15 protein-coding genes are annotated in these 15370 nt (G+C 69.0%); 8 read left to right on the top strand and 7 right to left on the bottom strand.

The genetic code is table 11. The features are described from left to right. Positions 1 to 20 precede the first annotated feature (20 nt). Genes OHU89_RS28945 through OHU89_RS28935 form a run of 3 tightly spaced genes read right to left on the bottom strand, consistent with a single transcriptional unit; the run spans position 21 to position 2934 of the window. Entirely contained in the window at positions 21 to 1328 is a 1308-nt protein-coding gene (locus OHU89_RS28945) for a CpaF family protein (protein WP_405647114.1), read from the bottom strand. Next, on the bottom strand, positions 1325 to 2194 hold the full coding sequence (locus tag OHU89_RS28940) for a hypothetical protein (protein ID WP_266889100.1): 870 nt from the start codon (positions 2192 to 2194) through the stop codon (positions 1325 to 1327). Before OHU89_RS28940 ends, OHU89_RS28945 begins: the two co-directional genes overlap by 4 nt. 17 nt (positions 2195 to 2211) lie before the next feature. Further along, positions 2212 to 2934, bottom strand: coding sequence for a hypothetical protein (locus OHU89_RS28935; RefSeq protein WP_405647112.1), 723 nt, complete (start codon positions 2932 to 2934; stop codon positions 2212 to 2214). 414 nt (positions 2935 to 3348) lie between these two features. Here OHU89_RS28935 and OHU89_RS28930 point away from each other — a divergent pair, with 414 nt between their 5' ends. From OHU89_RS28930 to OHU89_RS28915, 4 genes are all read left to right on the top strand, one after another. After that, positions 3349 to 4077 (top strand): hypothetical protein, encoded by a 729-nt coding sequence (locus tag OHU89_RS28930; RefSeq protein ID WP_405647110.1) that lies wholly within the window; start codon positions 3349 to 3351, stop codon positions 4075 to 4077. A gap of 75 nt (positions 4078 to 4152) precedes the next feature. Continuing rightward, entirely contained in the window at positions 4153 to 5031 is an 879-nt protein-coding gene (locus OHU89_RS28925) for a hypothetical protein (RefSeq protein WP_405647108.1), read from the top strand. Positions 5032 to 5392: 361 nt separating this feature from the next. Next, entirely contained in the window at positions 5393 to 7489 is a 2097-nt protein-coding gene (locus OHU89_RS28920; protein WP_405647106.1) for a hypothetical protein, read from the top strand. A 406-nt stretch (positions 7490 to 7895) separates the two neighbouring features. Next, the gene (locus OHU89_RS28915) at positions 7896 to 10286 is read left to right on the top strand and encodes a lamin tail domain-containing protein (protein ID WP_405654690.1); all 2391 of its coding nucleotides are present in this window, start codon (positions 7896 to 7898) and stop codon (positions 10284 to 10286) included. Positions 10287 to 10408: 122 nt separating this feature from the next. On the opposite strand, the gene OHU89_RS28910 is transcribed toward OHU89_RS28915, so the two are convergent. From OHU89_RS28910 to OHU89_RS28900, 3 genes are all read right to left on the bottom strand, one after another. Beyond that, positions 10409 to 10801 carry a hypothetical protein gene (locus OHU89_RS28910; protein WP_405647104.1) on the bottom strand — a complete coding sequence of 131 codons (393 nt, stop codon included), beginning with the start codon at positions 10799 to 10801 and terminating at the stop codon, positions 10409 to 10411. Then, positions 10798 to 11079, bottom strand: coding sequence for an Arc family DNA-binding protein (locus OHU89_RS28905; protein WP_405647102.1), 282 nt, complete (start codon positions 11077 to 11079; stop codon positions 10798 to 10800). Before OHU89_RS28905 ends, OHU89_RS28910 begins: the two co-directional genes overlap by 4 nt. A 285-nt stretch (positions 11080 to 11364) precedes the next feature. Next, positions 11365 to 11904: a Uma2 family endonuclease gene (locus OHU89_RS28900; RefSeq protein ID WP_405654688.1), complete on the bottom strand. Its 540-nt coding sequence runs from the start codon at positions 11902 to 11904 to the stop codon at positions 11365 to 11367. A gap of 111 nt (positions 11905 to 12015) precedes the next feature. On the opposite strand from OHU89_RS28900, the gene OHU89_RS28895 reads away from it, so the two are divergent. Next, positions 12016 to 12306 carry a helix-turn-helix domain-containing protein gene (locus OHU89_RS28895; protein WP_405647100.1) on the top strand — a complete coding sequence of 97 codons (291 nt, stop codon included), beginning with the start codon at positions 12016 to 12018 and terminating at the stop codon, positions 12304 to 12306. A gap of 7 nt (positions 12307 to 12313) precedes the next feature. Here the strand turns inward: OHU89_RS28895 and OHU89_RS28890 are convergent, their stop codons facing one another. Next, entirely contained in the window at positions 12314 to 12598 is a 285-nt protein-coding gene (locus OHU89_RS28890; RefSeq protein WP_405647097.1) for a GntR family transcriptional regulator, read from the bottom strand. 428 nt (positions 12599 to 13026) lie between these two features. Here OHU89_RS28890 and OHU89_RS28885 point away from each other — a divergent pair, with 428 nt between their 5' ends. From OHU89_RS28885 to OHU89_RS28875, 3 genes are all read left to right on the top strand, one after another. Then, the gene (locus OHU89_RS28885) at positions 13027 to 13371 is read left to right on the top strand and encodes a hypothetical protein (protein WP_405647096.1); all 345 of its coding nucleotides are present in this window, start codon (positions 13027 to 13029) and stop codon (positions 13369 to 13371) included. A 225-nt stretch (positions 13372 to 13596) separates the two neighbouring features. Continuing rightward, positions 13597 to 14274, top strand: a complete 678-nt coding sequence (locus OHU89_RS28880) for a hypothetical protein (RefSeq protein ID WP_405647094.1) — start codon at positions 13597 to 13599, stop codon at positions 14272 to 14274. Continuing rightward, entirely contained in the window at positions 14271 to 15350 is a 1080-nt protein-coding gene (locus OHU89_RS28875) for a hypothetical protein (RefSeq protein ID WP_405647093.1), read from the top strand. The genes OHU89_RS28880 and OHU89_RS28875 overlap by 4 nt, the downstream gene beginning before the upstream one ends. Positions 15351 to 15370: the final 20 nt, after the last annotated feature.

Below are 15370 nucleotides of genomic sequence, written 5' to 3'. Positions count from 1 at the left end.
AAGAGTCTGAGTCGTCATGGTCACCCCCACGCTCCGGTGGGCCGGTAGCCCTGTGCGATCAGGTCTTCCACGCACGCGATGGGCGCGTGCGGCACGATCCGGCCGTCGTGCGCCTCGGCGAACACCTCGCTGGACAGCACCCGGCCGTCCACGCCGTTGACCTCACGGACGGAGGTGACCGAGCGCTGGAGGCGGCCGCCCGACTGGAAGTTGTTGCGCCGCTGGATGAAGACGACGAAGTTCACGGCGCCCGCGATCAGCATCTGGCTGGCCTCGATGGGCAGCCGTTCGGAGGCCTGCAACGCGTACGTGGAAATACGGTTGAAGACCTCGCTGGAGCTGTTGGCGTGGATCGTGGACAGCGAGCCGTCGTTGCCCTGCGACATCGCGTTGAGCATGGTCACGATCTCGTCGCCGAGGACCTCACCGACGATGACGCGAGAGGGGTTCATACGCAGCGAACGGCGGACGAGTTCCGCCATCGGGATCATGCCCTGGCCCTCGGAGTTGGGCAGGCGTTCCTCGAAGGCGACCACGTTGGGGTGGAGGTCGGCGAAGGTGTCGAGCCCGAGCTCCAGGGCGCGTTCGACGGTGATCAGACGCTCGTGCGGCGGGATCTCATTGGCGAGGGCCCTCAGCAGCGTGGTCTTTCCGGCGTTGGTCGCGCCCGCGATCATGATGTTCTTGCGGGCCCGGACCGCGCAGGCGAGGAAGTGCGCGACCTCCGGGCTCAGCGTGCCGTTGCCGACGAGGTCGGAGATGAAGACCTTGCCCATACGGGCGCGACGGATGGAGAGCGCCGGGCGCCTGGTGACGTCCATGACGGCCGACAGACGCGAACCGTCCGGGAGCCGGAGGTCGAGCTGGGGGTTGGCGGAGTCGAAGGGTCGGGACGACAGACCCGAGTAGGCGCCGAGCACCTGGATGAGCTCGATGAGCTCCTCGTCGGACTCGGCGACGGGGTCGCCCGTGACCTCACTGCCGTCGGAGTAGCCGACGAAGACCTGGTCGTAGCCGTTGATGTCGATGTTCTCGACGTCCGGGTTGTCGAGCAGCGGCTGGAGCCGTCCGACGCCGAAGAGCGCGGCGTGCACCGCGGCGGCGTACTGCTCCTCGGTCTCCGCGTCGAGAGGGGTCCGCCCGGCGTTGATCTCGGTGCGGGCGTGGTCCTCCAGGATCTGGGCTATGACCGCGCGGGCGTAGTGCCGCTCGTCCTCGGGGGACATCGGGGTGACGCCGGACACCTGGTCCTGGCGCCGCTGCTCCGAGATCCGGTCGCCGGCGTCCTGCCGGAACCGCTTGACCAGTTGATGGTCGACAGCGGTCATCGGCCGGCTCCGGCATGGCCGTTCATCTCGCCGTGCATCTGACCGTGCTGGGCCTGGGTGGGTACGGTCCAGGCGGCGCCGTACTGCTGGTAGAGGTCCGCGGTGACCTTGCGGGCCGAGCGGATGAGCAGCGACTTGTCGAGCCGCCCGCGCTTACGGCCGGCCAACTGGTCGGCGCCGGCGGGGTCGTCGGCGATGGTGCCGACGACGCGGGCGCCGGTCTGGGCGTGCACGAGCATGTCGTTGACCTGGCCCGCGATCTTCGCCGCGCTGTTGGTGTCGGCGATCAGCACGACCCCGATCATCGGCGTGCCCAGGCTCGCGGCACCGCGCGCCCCGCCGTGCAGCTTGTTGCCGAGGGCGGCGGCACGGTCGCGCACGCGGGCGATGGCCTCCGGCTCGGTACGGCTGATCAGCAGCACGAGGGCGGCGTGCGGGAACAGGTCCACGGCGGGGGTGTCCCCGGCGATCCGGCCGCAGTCGGCGATGACGTCGGCGGCGGCGTGCGGGGACTCGGCGAGCGAGGCGAAGGAGTGCCCGAGGGTCGGCCACAGTCCGGCGAGACCGGCGGCCTGCTCGGCGTTCCCGAGTCCGACGAGCACCTCGAGCCCGCCGCTCAACGGCTGCACGTGGTCCCAGAGTTGGTCGGGGACGAGTCCACGGCGCGCGGTGGCGGCGATGGACAGCATGCCGGTGTTCGGGTTGAGCGGCCCGCCGTGCGCGGCGGCACTGCGGTAGACGAGGTCGCCGCCCGCCGGGTCGGTCTCGGCGAGCAGCACCCGCCGCGGCCAGACCGCCGCGAGGGCGACGGCCGCGGTGGTGACGCCGGGGGAACCCTTGTCGGCGGCGAGAGCGATGAGCGCCATGGGTCGGGAGCCGCCTTCTAGTTGCTGCTGGGGACGAGGACGAGGACGACTTCGTTGTTGGCGGCGGCCTGGGCGAGGGCGGCGGCTTCGTCGGAGCCGACGGCCAGGGTGTAGGCCGAGTTGGTGCTGCCGACGAGTTCATCGTCACCCTTGTCGCCCGGTGTGGCGGTCACGACCGCCTTGCCGACGAGCAGGGAGTTGTCGCTGCCGGACGTCGAGGCGGAGCTGTTGCCGGTGGCGGAGCCGCCTTCGGTGACGCGGTAGGCGGCGACGGTGTCCCCGACCTTGATGCCGGTCGGGAACTGACCCGCCTTGAGGGAGAGACCGACGAGGGTCTTGCCGTCGGAGGCGGCGACCTTGTCACCGAACATCTCCCCGACGGCGACGGCGCCCGCCGGGATGGTGCTGACGGCCTTCAGCTTCTTCAGGTCGTCCAGCAGTGACCACTTGATGTAGTGGATGCTGCTGTCCTCGGCGACCATGACGGAGGTCACGTTGCTGTTGGTGACCGATCCGCCCGCCTGGATCTCCTCCGTGACCTTGACGACCTCGATCCGGTCCCCGGCCTGGAGCACGAGCATCGTCGCCCCCAGCGCACCGACCAGAATCAGCAGCACCGCCAGCGCCGCCAGCGCCGGTTTGCGCTCGCGAGGCGGCGTGGGAAGCCGGTCACCGACCGACGGCTGAGCAGGAGCGGCGGAACGACCCTGACCCGCCCCCGTACGCTCTTGGATCTTCACGCAACCGCTCCCCGTACACCCAAGAAAATTGTCTGCCAAATTCTCTGCAAATTAGGACACTTCACCCGCCGCTGCTCGATCTGCGCGGATAGCCATCGCTGGGGTGAGTGTCAAGCCATGGCACCGTATCAGCCACACATAAGCCCCTCAAGGCGCGTCCGGAGTCATGCACCTCACCCTGCTCCTCGTTATTCATCTGCAACTTCAGGCGCGTGTTGCCCAGTTGCGCGGGAGCCGGAGCAGGGCCCGTGAGCTGTGCGGAAGCGAATCAATGACAGGCATCTCATCCTGCACGCGCGGGGGCTTTCGTCACGGTCCGCCCATGAGGCCTGCACGATTCGCTCACGAGGGCGTGAAACCGGCATGCCATGCTCTGTGCTCGATTCACGGACACGTCACTGAGGAGTCCCTCCGATGAAGCGAGCCGCGCTGGCCGCCACCGCCGTCCTGTCCCTGGTGTCCCTCACCACGCTCACGGCGTGCGGCGGAGGTGGCGGCGGCTCGGACGCGAAGGCGACCGCCGGGCCGACGGCGACGGCCTCGCAGGCGAAGCCCGCGGTGGACCCGGTGAAGGAGCTGACGAAGCTGTTCGTCACGAAGGCGGAAGTCGCCGACTACAACGTCGAAGAACCCGCCAAGGGCGATGCCATGGCCGAGACCCAGGAGGACATGCGCGTCGACAAGCCGGCCTGTGCCCCGCTGGCGTACGCGACCAACTATCTTCCCCTCGGCGAACCGGAGGCCTCGGCGGTCCGCCTCGCCAGCGACGGAACCTTCACGTACCACTACATCACCCTCGCCACCTACGCCGAGGGCAAGGCCGAAGCCGCGATGAAGGGCCTCGCCGAGGCGGTCTCCTCCTGTACGGCGGGCTACACCGCCAAGTCCGACAAGGCCAGCACCCCCTACACCTCGGTGAAGAAGGAGACACCCTTCTCGGACGCGGCCGCCGACGAGTCGATCGCCACCGCCTCCACCGTCAGCTACAAGGGCACGCAGACCATGCGCACCCAGACCTTCCGCTTCGGCGACACGATCGTCAACTACTTCTCGATCGACAGCAGCGGCTTCATGAAGGGCCGGTCCAGCTCGGCCAAGGTCCCCACCGACCTGGTCAAGGCCCAGAACGCAAAGCTCCACTGACCCCACTTCACCCCACCGGGTGATCCAACGCCATACGCGGGATCACGGTGGACACGTCCCCCTACCGTCCACCACATGGTCAGCTCATCCCACGAGGCGATGCATCGCATCTTCCAGGAGGATCCGGGCGTCTTCGCCCGGACCTTCCGGCGTCTCGACCTCCCCTTCCCCGACCCCGTCGCCGTGTCCCTGATGCCCACGGACCTCACCGAGATCCAGCCCACGGAACGGCGCGTGGACACCCTCCTGAGGATCGACACGGCGTCGGGCGAGAGTCATCTCCTGATCGTCGAGGCGCAGGGGAAGAAGGATCCCCGCAAGCGCAGCAGCTGGGCCTACTACGTCGCGCACCTGCGCGAGAAGTACGGCATTCCGCCCGTCCTCCTCGTGACGTGCCAGGACAGGAGCACGGCCGAGTGGGCCGCGAAGCCCTACACCATCGGCCCCGCGTACTGGCCCACGCTCACTTTCCGCGCCCTGGTCCTCGGTCCGCACAACGTTCCCCTCATCACGGACCCGTCCGCCGCCGCCCGGGACATCCCGCTCGCGACACTCAGCGCCATCACGCACGCCAAGGACCCGAACGCCCCTGCCATACTGAAAGCCCTGGCTGTCGCCCTGAAGACCATCGACGAGGAGACCGCGAGGATCTTCGCCGAGCTCACCGAACTCGGCCTCGGTAAAGCCCTGGCCGCCGAGACCTGGAGGCATCTGATGGCAGTCGACCTCTCCTTCTTCCGCTCCGAGACCTCCCAGCGTCTGCGCGCGGAGGGCCGTGCCGAGGGCCGTGCCGAGGACATCCTCCTGATCCTCACCGCACGCGGCTTGGACATCCCGGAGCCCGTACACGAGCGAATCACCACCTGCACGGACCTGGACACCCTCCGCACCTGGCTCACCCGCGCCGTGACGGCCGACGCCGCCGAGGATCTGTTCGCGGAAGCAGGGGACTGATTACGTGCGCGGCAGTACAACCGAACGCCGGGACATTCAAGGGGAGTTGCCCGGCTGACCGGCAGGGCCGACGTACCGGCTCCGCTCAAGGGTGATCATCGCGCTCGCGCTCATCGCCCTCGCCGCGGTGCTCGGCAAAACGGCGTCGGCCCCAGCGCCTCCGAATCCCTCGGCGAACGGGACGAGCCCGAGAACGAGACCCAGGACTTCCCCGCACCGCGCGACGCGACTTCCGCATCGTGTTCACGGACGGCTCCTGGTACCGGCTCACCTCCCTCGACGGCGAACAGCTGTTCACCCGCCTCTCGCCGCCGCAGGACACCGTTTCGCACTAGCGAAGTCCCCCAGTAGAGTGCCGCGCGTGACTGCAGGCGGGGAACGGGGGCACGCGGCGATGACGGCGGCAGCGAAGAAGAACGGTGCGATCAGAGCTCGGCTCCTCACCCTTCTCGCCCTGCTCATCACGGCATTCGCGACCGCCACGCCCGCCGCCCGGGCCGCCACCTCCACGGACACCCAGGCCGCCTACCTCGCCGCCCAGCTCCGCACCAGCCCGGTCTACGTCACCGACCAACTCCCCCGCGAGATACCGAAGTCCACCGCCCCGGACTTCGCGAAACTCGCCCAGCGCACCGGCGTACCGACCTACGTCCTCGTCCTCCCGGCGCAGACCACCACCGGCGTGGACCTGCTCGACGCGGTCCACGACCGCCTCGGCAAGGACGGCGTGTACGTACTGATCGACGAGTCGACGGTCACGGAGGCCAAGGCGTACGGGGTACGGGCCCCGGCGGAGGACGCGGCGACCGTCGCCTTCTACGAACTCCCCTATGACGCGGGCCCGTTGCGCAGCTTCGAACGCTTCGCCGACGCCATCGCGCAGGGCGACGAGAAGGCCGCGGCCCGCGCGGAGGCGGCACGCGAGAAGTACGGCGACGGCGACGAACCGGCCGACCTGTACATCGGCCCGTCCGACCGCGAGAACCAGTCGACCCTCACGGGGGCAGCGGTCACGGGCGTACCCCTGCTGATGCTGCTGCTGGTTCCTTATGTACGGCGATGGTGGCGCCGCCGCCCCGGAGCGGCCCCCCGCAAGCAGGCCAAGCAGGCCAAGGGCAAGTCGAAGTCCTCCGGAATCTGGATCCTCGCCGCACTCGCCCTGGCCACCGCCGTGGCGATCACCCTCACCGCCCCCCTCGTCTTCGACCAGACCACGTCGAGCGCCTCACCCCCGCCCAGGGCGATCGACCTCAACGCCCGCCTCGACCGCGTCGCGAAGGGCCTGGCCGAGGACCCGGTGTACGCGGACCCGGAGAGCCCCCGGGCACTGGACACGGCCCAGCTCGCCAAACTCCACAGCCGTATCGAGAAGTTCAGCTCCTCCAAGGGCGGCGGCCCGGTCTTCGTCGCGCTCGTCCCGCAGATGTACGAGGACGAGTCCCAGGGCGACGAGGAGGCGTTCACTTCGGCGGTCCGCGACAAGCTCGGCGGCAAGGACGGCGTCTACATCGTCGCCGACCCGTTGGACGGCTACATCGACGTCTTCAACCACGGCCTGGGGCTGGACACTTACAGCGCCTTCTTCGACCTCCCGGAGTCCATCTCGTACGGGGACTCGAAGTCGGACGAGGCCGACGACCACCTCCTGGGCGAACGTCTCGACGACCTGATGGTCATCCTCGGCAAGACGGCCCGCACGGACGAGCCGACCACCCCCGGCGACCCGTACCCGGTCACGGACCCGATCGCCGAGGACGAGCTGCGCCCGCTCTACTACGGCGAGTTCTGGACGGGCCTGTTCCTGGGTGTCCTCGCCGCGCTCCTGTTCTTCGGCCTCGCGGCGGCCGCCCTGGGCATCGTCCGCGCGCTGCTGCGGCGCCGCAAGCCGGAGCCGCTCCCGACCTCGGCACTGCCCCAAGTCTCCCCGGCAGAACCGTCGTTGCCGTATCTGCGCGGCACGGCGAAGACCGAACTCCGCGCCATGACGACCGCCTTCGGCACCGGCGAGACGGCGGACGCCCGGTCCCTCGACCGCTACGAAGCGACGATGGTGCTGGTCGATGAGGCCTCCGCAGCGGGCGGCTCGGCCGAGGACCTCGACGCCCTCCGCCCCGCCGCCCTCGTCGTGATCATCGTCCTCGCCCGGGCCACCCGCGCCGCCCTGGCCCACGACGACACCACCCGCTGCTGCGGCGTGAACCCCCTGCACGGCCCGGCGAAGTCCAGCCGCCACGTACGGCTGTCGACCGAGGGCAACCGCCGCAAGATGCTCCCGCTCTGCGACCGCTGCCTCAACGACACGGCCCCGAACGACTACCCCGCCCTGCTGCTGACGCTGCCGGGCCCCGACGACGAGTCCGACCGCATCCCGTACTACGAGGACGACCTGCTCTCCGCCATCCCCGAAGGCTTCACCAAGCTCGGCCGCAAGGTGCGGGAGTGGGCAATCGTCCACTGACGCGAGACGTGCCGCCCCGCGGGCGCGCTGTCGGCGGCAAGGGTGACGAGGGCGACTTCACTCGCACCAGCGGCTGTCGTCCCGAGCCCGAAACCGACCACCGCTCACAGCAACCTCCATGTCACAGGCACCCCTCACCCACCTGTTCCCAGGATTTAACCTACGCCCTCTTGGCGCCCCCACTTCTACGCGCGTAACTTGAGCCGACTCCCCACGGTCCCCCACGCCCCCGCCACAAGTGCCGCCGACCGAAGGCGCGTTGCCGCACCCGCCGTCCGACGTCCGATCCGAGGAGACCGCCAGCGTGTCCAGCCCCGATGGAAGACCCCACGAGGAAAGCAGCTCTCGCGGGGAAAGCAGCCCGCACGCGGCAAGAGGCCCCCGTGCCCGCCGCGCCGCCTACCCGCTGATAGCCGTGGGCGCGGTGGGCGCGCTCGCCCTGACCGCCCTCCCCGCCTGGACCGCCGTCGCCGCCCCGTCGGCCACCGCGGTGATCTCGGAGGTGTACGGCGGCGGAGGCAACTCGGGAGCCACCCTGACCCGGGACTTCGTCGAGCTCGCCAACGCGGGCTCCGAGGTCTTCGACCTGTCGGCCTACAGCGTGCAGTACCTGCCGGGCACCGCCTCCGCGAGCTCGCAGTGGCAGGTCACCGCCCTCAGCGGTTCGCTCGCCGCCGGTGGCCACTACCTGGTCGGCGAAGGCACCGGCAGCGGCGGTACGACGGCCCTGCCGACCCCCGACGCCGCCAGCTCCATCGCGATGAGCGCCACCACCGGCACCATCGCCCTCGTCTCCGGCACCACCGCGCTGACCTGCAAGACCGCCGCGGACTGCACGGCCGACAGCCGGATCCTCGACGTCGTGGGCTACGGCACCGCTGTCGTCCGCGAGGGCAGCGGCCCCGCGACCGGCGCCTCCAACACGGCCTCGGTCGCCCGCGCCGACTCCCTGGCCGACACGGACGACAACGCGACCGACCTGACCGCGGGGACGCCGACGCCGGTCAACTCGGCCGGCCAGACCCCGGATTCGGGCGGCGGCGAAGGCGGTGGCGGTGGCGGTACGACGGACCCGGGCACCGTCCGCGTCCACGACATCCAGGGCACCACCCGCCTCTCGCCGTACGCCGGCAAGGCGGTCACCCGCGTCCCCGGCATCGTGACCGGCGTCCGCACGAGCGGCTCGAAGGGCTACTGGATCCAGGACCCGGAGGCGGACGCCGACGCCCGTACCAGCGAGGGCGTCTTCGTCTACACGGGTTCGACCACCCCCACGGTGGCGGTCGGCGACTCGGTCCTGGTCACCGGCCGGGTCACCGAGTACCACCCGAGCAGCACCAGCCAGTCGGTCACGGAGATCACGGGCCCGACGGCGACGGTCGTCTCGGCCGGCAACGCCCTCCCGGAGCCGGTGAAGCTGGACGGGACGACGGTCCCGGACGCGTACACGCCCGACGCGGACGGAGGCAGCATCGAAGCGCTGGCTCTCGAACCGGGGTCGTACGCCCTGGACTTCTACGAGTCCCTCGAAGGCATGCGTACGACGGTCACGGACGCGCGCGTGGTCGGCGCGAGGGACGCGTACGACGAGCTGTGGGTGACGGTGAAGCCCGACGAGCACCCGACGAAGCGCGGCGGCACCCTCTACTCCTCCTACGCCGAGCCCAACACGGGCCGGGTGAAGGTGGCGTCGCTGGACACGACGGGCCCCGTGGCGAACGTCGGCGACGAGCTGTCCGGCACGACGACCGGCCCGCTCGACTACTCCACCTACGGCGGCTACATCCTCCAGGCCACGCAGCTCGGCACGCTGGCCTCCGAGGGGCTGAAGCAGGAGGTGACCCGCCGCCAGAAGGGCGACGAGCTGGCGGTGGCGACGTACAACGTGGAGAACCTGGACGCGTTGGACGCCCAGGAGAAGTTCGACCGCCTCGCACAGGGCGTCGCGGTGAACCTCAACTCCCCTGACATCGTGGCCCTGGAGGAGATCCAGGACGACAACGGTGCGACGAACGACGGCACGTTGACGTCCGAGGCGACGCTGACGAAGTTCACCACCGCGATCCGCGCGGCCGGCGGCCCCCGCTACTCCTGGCGTTACATCGCCCCCGAGAACAACCAGGACGGCGGCGAGCCCGGCGGCAACATCCGCCAGGTGTTCCTCTTCAACCCCAAGCGGGTCTCCTTCACGGACCGCGCGGGCGGCGACGCGACGACGGCGACGAGCGTGGTGAAGACCCGCAAGGGCGCGCACCTCACGTACTCCCCCGGCCGCATCAACCCGACGAGCGACGCGTGGGACAGCAGCCGCAAGCCGCTGGTGGGCGAGTTCGTCTTCCACGGCGAACCGGTCTTCGTCATCGCCAACCACTTCACCTCCAAGGGCGGCGACCAGCCCCTCCACGGCCGCTACCAGCAGCCCGCCCGCAGCTCGGAAACCCAGCGCGCGGCACAGGCGGCGGAGGTGAACACCTTCGTCAAGTCCCTGCTGGCGGCCGACAAGGACGCCAAGGCGGTGGTCCTGGGCGACCTGAACGACTTCGAGTTCTCCCGGACGGTGACGACGCTGACGTCCGGGGGCGTCCTTCGCCCCCTGATCACGACCCTCCCGCCCGCGGAGCGCTACACCTACGTCTACGACGGCAACTCCCAGACCCTGGACCACACGCTGACGACCCCCGCGGTCACCCACTTCGACTACGACGTGGTCCACATCAACGCGGAGTTCGCGGACCAGGCGAGCGATCACGATCCGCAGATCGTGCGCATCGATGTGAGCCGGTGCCGGAGGCACTGACACCAGGCGTCTGAGGCCGTGAGGTCTACGAACGAACCGCCCCGTCCTCGGACGGAATCTCACCGTCCGGAGACGGGGCGGCACGCAGCCACAGCCGGAGTCCGGCCATTCAACGACTCAGGTCAACGATTCAGGTCCATGACGCCAACGCCAAGCCCTGCGTAAACATCCGGCGTCACAGTGGCGATCAGGGCGCCCTCCGGCAGCATCAGATTCGGACGCGCGGCGTGCACGGCAGCCGCGATGTCGAAAGCAACGCCACCACGATGCAACTCAGCGACAGTCACCGCCATCGCATAGTCGTCATCGATGACCCGGAGCACGTCGACCAGCACGCCCACATGGGCGACCACCCCGGCGCGTTCACGCTCAGCCTCAAGGAGGCAGAGCACCGGAACCCACAGCCGCACGTCATCGCTGGCCGCCGCAGCGTGGATGAGGCCGGAGACCTGCTTGTCGCCCCCCATCGCCAGCAGCGTCGGCGCATCGAGGACAAAGTGTTCGACGTGGTTCAACGTGAGTGCTCCACGTCCGCGAGAGCAGCCCGGTGGGCGGCGGTGGCTTCCCTCATCCTCCGCCGCATCTCGGCGGATTCCTCGTCCGACACGTAGTGCCCGAACCGCTCGGCAAGCAACGTGCGAACGCGTTCGGCCCGCGCCTCGATCTGCTCAGGTGTCAGCGTCTCAGCAGCTATTTCCTGCATAAGGGCACGGAGACTGGTCCCCCGTGCCTCCGCTACGGCGGCGAGCTGGTCGCGGACTTCGGCGGGTACACGGATCATCACGTCAGCCATGCAGGCAGTATACGTCCCGTATACGCTCTCCCGCTGCCGGTCGCTCACACCGACCCACACGCCAGCTCGCACGGCGAAAGCGACAGGCTCCCCCCCAGCATCCGCCCGAACAATCTCGTAGGTCACCGCTTGGGCGTCCCATCAGAGTTCAGCCCGAACCGGGCAGCCACCTCGGCGAGAGACACCCAACGTCGGCTGCTGGCCTTGCTGTCCTCTGCGGCAGCAAGGCCCCGGGCATCGTCGAGCTGTTCAGACGTGGAAGCCCGACCAGCCCCGCCCTGCGAGTCACTCGCCATCGCCACCACGCGTGGGGAACGTGCTGGTGTCGATCTTCACGCGCTCTCCGGTGGCCAGCGTGAACCCGACCGGCTGCCCGTACGGGGTCTCGACGACCCGCCCGTACCCGGAGGCGTGCGGCTCCGACATCACCGTGACCGTCTTCCTGAACGGGTCGGCGATCATGTAGAAGTCGATCCCGTAGCGTCCGTACTTCCGGACGTTCCGGACGTAGTCCTTCTCGTCCTCCGGCTCGGACGGGACCTCGACCACCGCCAGCACATCCAGGCAGGAGTAGCTGTTCTTCCGGCGCTCGGCGTCGAAGTCGACGATCGTCAGGTCGGGCGCCGCGTCGTTCTCGCCGGGGAAAGTGATGAGTACGTCGCCGAAGACACGCTCCCGGGCGATGCCCGCGGCCTTCACCGCGTCTTTCACATCGGAGACGGTCCAGTCCTGTTCCGGGCTCTGCGGCGTCATGATCACCCTGCCGTCGAAGACCTCGACCTTGTATCCCTCAGGGATGCCGCCCTGCTCGATCAGGTCACTCATGATGGACACGGAAGCTCACCTCCTACGGGCATTATGACTGGCGAAGCACGACAGAGGTCGCGTGTCGAAGTCTCACGAGCACGACGCTCACGGCAGGCACAAGGAGGGCTGATGGGCGGCGGGTACCACACCAGCTGGAAGGCCCCGCCCGACCACCGCAAGGACCCCGCGTACCGAGCTTCGGGACGCCGTATGGACTTCACCCAGGCGGTCCACGACAGGCGTTCCACCCTCGGCTGGACCACCGCGGAGCTGGCCCGTCGGGCCGATCTGCCGGAAGCCGACATCGAGGCCATCGAGGAAAGCGACGTCGACCCGACCCTCGAACTGATCGAGCGCCTGGCCACCGCCCTGGAAGCGGGCACCAGCCCCGAGTTCCGCTTCGAGGACCTTGCGGCCTGAGCGGGCACTACTCCTCGTCGACGCCGGGTTCTTCGGGTTCGGGGTAGGCGACGAAGGTGCCCTTGGCGGGGAGGGTGACCACGAGGCCGCGTTCGCGGAGCTCGCGAGTTGCCCGGCGGGCGGTCAGGTGCGCGACTCCGTACTCAGCCGCAAGATCCCGCTCACCCGGCAGCCGCGCCCCAGGCTGAAGCTCCCCCTTGGCGATCCGCTCGGCGATGTGATCGGCCATCTGCATATAGACGTACGCGATCTTGTTCGGGTCGATCGGCGACTGACCTGGATCTGGCGTCATATCGAACAATGTACGACAGTAGCCAGTTACACGTACGGGTGGAGTGTGCCCAACCGCTATACACCTCCCATGTGTACCCAGTAGCGTGCCTGCACAGAAACAGACCCCGGCGACGGAGGGAAGCCGTCCCGGGGCACGGCCAACGCTACTGAGGAGCGTCGACATGCTGGACCTTACCGTCCGGGCCCTCGCCTGGATCCTGACCCTCTGCACCCCGCACCCCCAGGGCCGTCACCGCCTCGGCACCCCGCCACCCCTGCGCTTCACCCCCGCCCCGCCGCCCCGCCGCCCCGCCGCGTCACGGAGCACGTCGAAACCGCCGAACACCGCCGCCAACGCGAACGCCGCCGAGCCGCCTACCTGGCCACCTTCGGCATCGATACCGGACCCACCCACATCCACGGCATCCGCGTCCCGGCGGCAACCCGATGACCCGCCCCGCCCTGCGCATGTGCGCCCGCTGCGAGCGCACCACCGAGGAACCGGTCCTGGTCCACGAGGTCCACGCCCCGACGGGCCCCGGCTTCAATGTGTACGCGTGTCCGGACTGCGCGGCGCACTACCCGCCCCCGACGGACGTACTCGACATCATCGACAGCAGGACCCGCCACCGCTCCCGCCTCACCCTGCGCGTCTACAAACTCGACACCGACGGCACGGTGACGGAGGACCGGGGCAAGGTGGAGATCCTGGCCGGCGGACGGGCGGAGCCACTGCCGCGCACGTCGGCGTATCCATCGTGCGCGTGCCCGAGATGCAGAACCCGGCGATAGCAAAGCGAAACGCATCGACACCCCGACGCCCTCGGACGCCCCTCCTTCAACGCGTCCGAGGGCGTCGCCCGTTCGGGCACGATCAGGACACAGGTCACATCCACAAGCGCCCCCATACGACCGGAATTGCCCCCGTTCACAGGCAAGTTCGCTCTGGCGAAACCCGGAACCCCACCGATACCGTCAGACCTCTTGACTGAACTTATTTCTCACGGGGAGTTCACTGTGAAGCGCCGCTCTTTGCCCGTTGCTGCCGCGCTGGCGGCGACGGCGGCACTGCTGTTGACGGCCTGCGGTAGCGGGGACGACGAAGCCAGCGACAACGACAAGATCGCCGGCGCCGGCCAGGGATCGGAGTCACCGAAGGCCTCGGCGTCGGCCTCGGGAGCACCGGCGGAGGACAAGCCGGACGGGGTGGATGTGTCGCTGCCCAAGGACATGGATCTGACCATGGTCTTCGACTGGGACAAGCCGAAGGACAAGAACGAGGCGGAGGCGATGGAGGATGCCGCGAACTTCCTCCGCGCCATCTATCGGGGCATCGACGAACGCACGACCAAGGACGCCGCCGTCGTCGCGTACGCCACAGGTGACGGGCTTCACTACGCGGAGACCCAGATCAACGCCTGGATCAAGGGCGGCTGGACGGCCACCGGCACGGAGCGCCACTACGACGTCAGCACGCGGTCCACCACGAACGGCCAGGCCGTGGAGGTGGCGTTCTGCGTGGACTCGAGCAAGTTCTATGGCAAAGAGATCAAGACGGGGAAGGTCCTGAAGACCGAGCCCAGTCTCGCGGACTTCGATCATTTCAAGATCATCATGTCCAAGGCGCCCACGGCCGACAGCTTGTGGCAAGCATCGAAGGTGTACGTCCAGACCAAGGCGGCGAAGTGCCAGTGAGCGGATTGCGACGCAAGCGGCTCGGTACCGCGGCCCTGTTCCTGGCTCTCGGCGCCCTCGTCCTCACGGAACCGGCCTACGCGGCAGGGCCTACAGGCAAGGACCAGGGCGCTGCCACGGAGGAGTCGGGCGGCGGCGACGGCAAAACCATCTACGCCGCCGCAAAGATCCAGTACTCCGGCTCCGTCGCCAAGGGCGGTGGCGCAGGCAACGTAACGTCCTCCGACGTCAACTGGACGCCCCCGCCCTGCTGGTACGCCCCCTACCTCGGCGCCAAGGACTTCAAGAAGAAGATGTCCGAAAACATCGAGAGCCAGATGAACACCCCCGGCATGGGCGGCCACGCAGGCGCGGCGCTCAATGATCTGCAGCGCCACTACGAGGACGACTACGGCTGGACCGACACCCCCGGCTACAAGGACTACAACGTCGACAAGGACGGCAAGGGGATGTTCTGGGCCGCGGTCGAGAACCCCGACGAGCCGGACATCCTCAAGCGGGGGTCGTGCAACGACATCCCGTTCTGGGTCGACAACGGCGAGGCCCCGCCGCCCCGGTACGAAGAGGCCATCACTCCGGAGATACTCGCCGCCCTCGCGTACCAGCACATGGAGCTCCCCGACACCGAGGTCACGCTCGCACCCGAGGCCATCACCAAGGTGAACCTGCCGACATGGGCCTGGCTCGACAAGGCCGTCTTCGACGAGGTCCAGGCGACGGCGGCCCTCAACGTCCCCGGCTTCAACGTCCAGGCCACGACCACCGCGAAGCCGGTGTCCCTGAAGCTGGAGCCGGGCACCAAGGACGCCCAGACCTACCCGGCCTCCGGTGAGTGCGCCATCAACGCCGACGATTCCATCGGCGAGCCCTACGCCAAGGGCAAGGCCGACGAGACCCCGCCCTGCGGCCTCAAGTACCTCCGCTCCTCCGGCGACGGCACCTACAAACTCCGCGCGACCATCACCTGGGACATCGCCTGGACCGGCACGGGCGGCGCCGGCGGCGACCTCCCCAACGGCACGTTCGGCAACGAACAGGCAGTCACCGTCCAGGAGATCCAGGCCGTGAACCGCTAGGCGGTGGACCGCAGGCCACC

The sequence above is a fragment of the Streptomyces sp. NBC_00019 genome (assembly GCF_045041015.1).
GTDB lineage: Bacteria > Actinomycetota > Actinomycetes > Streptomycetales > Streptomycetaceae > Streptomyces.
The sequence above is the reverse complement of the archived record's forward strand: the minus strand, read 5'-3'. Positions and strand labels throughout refer to the sequence as shown.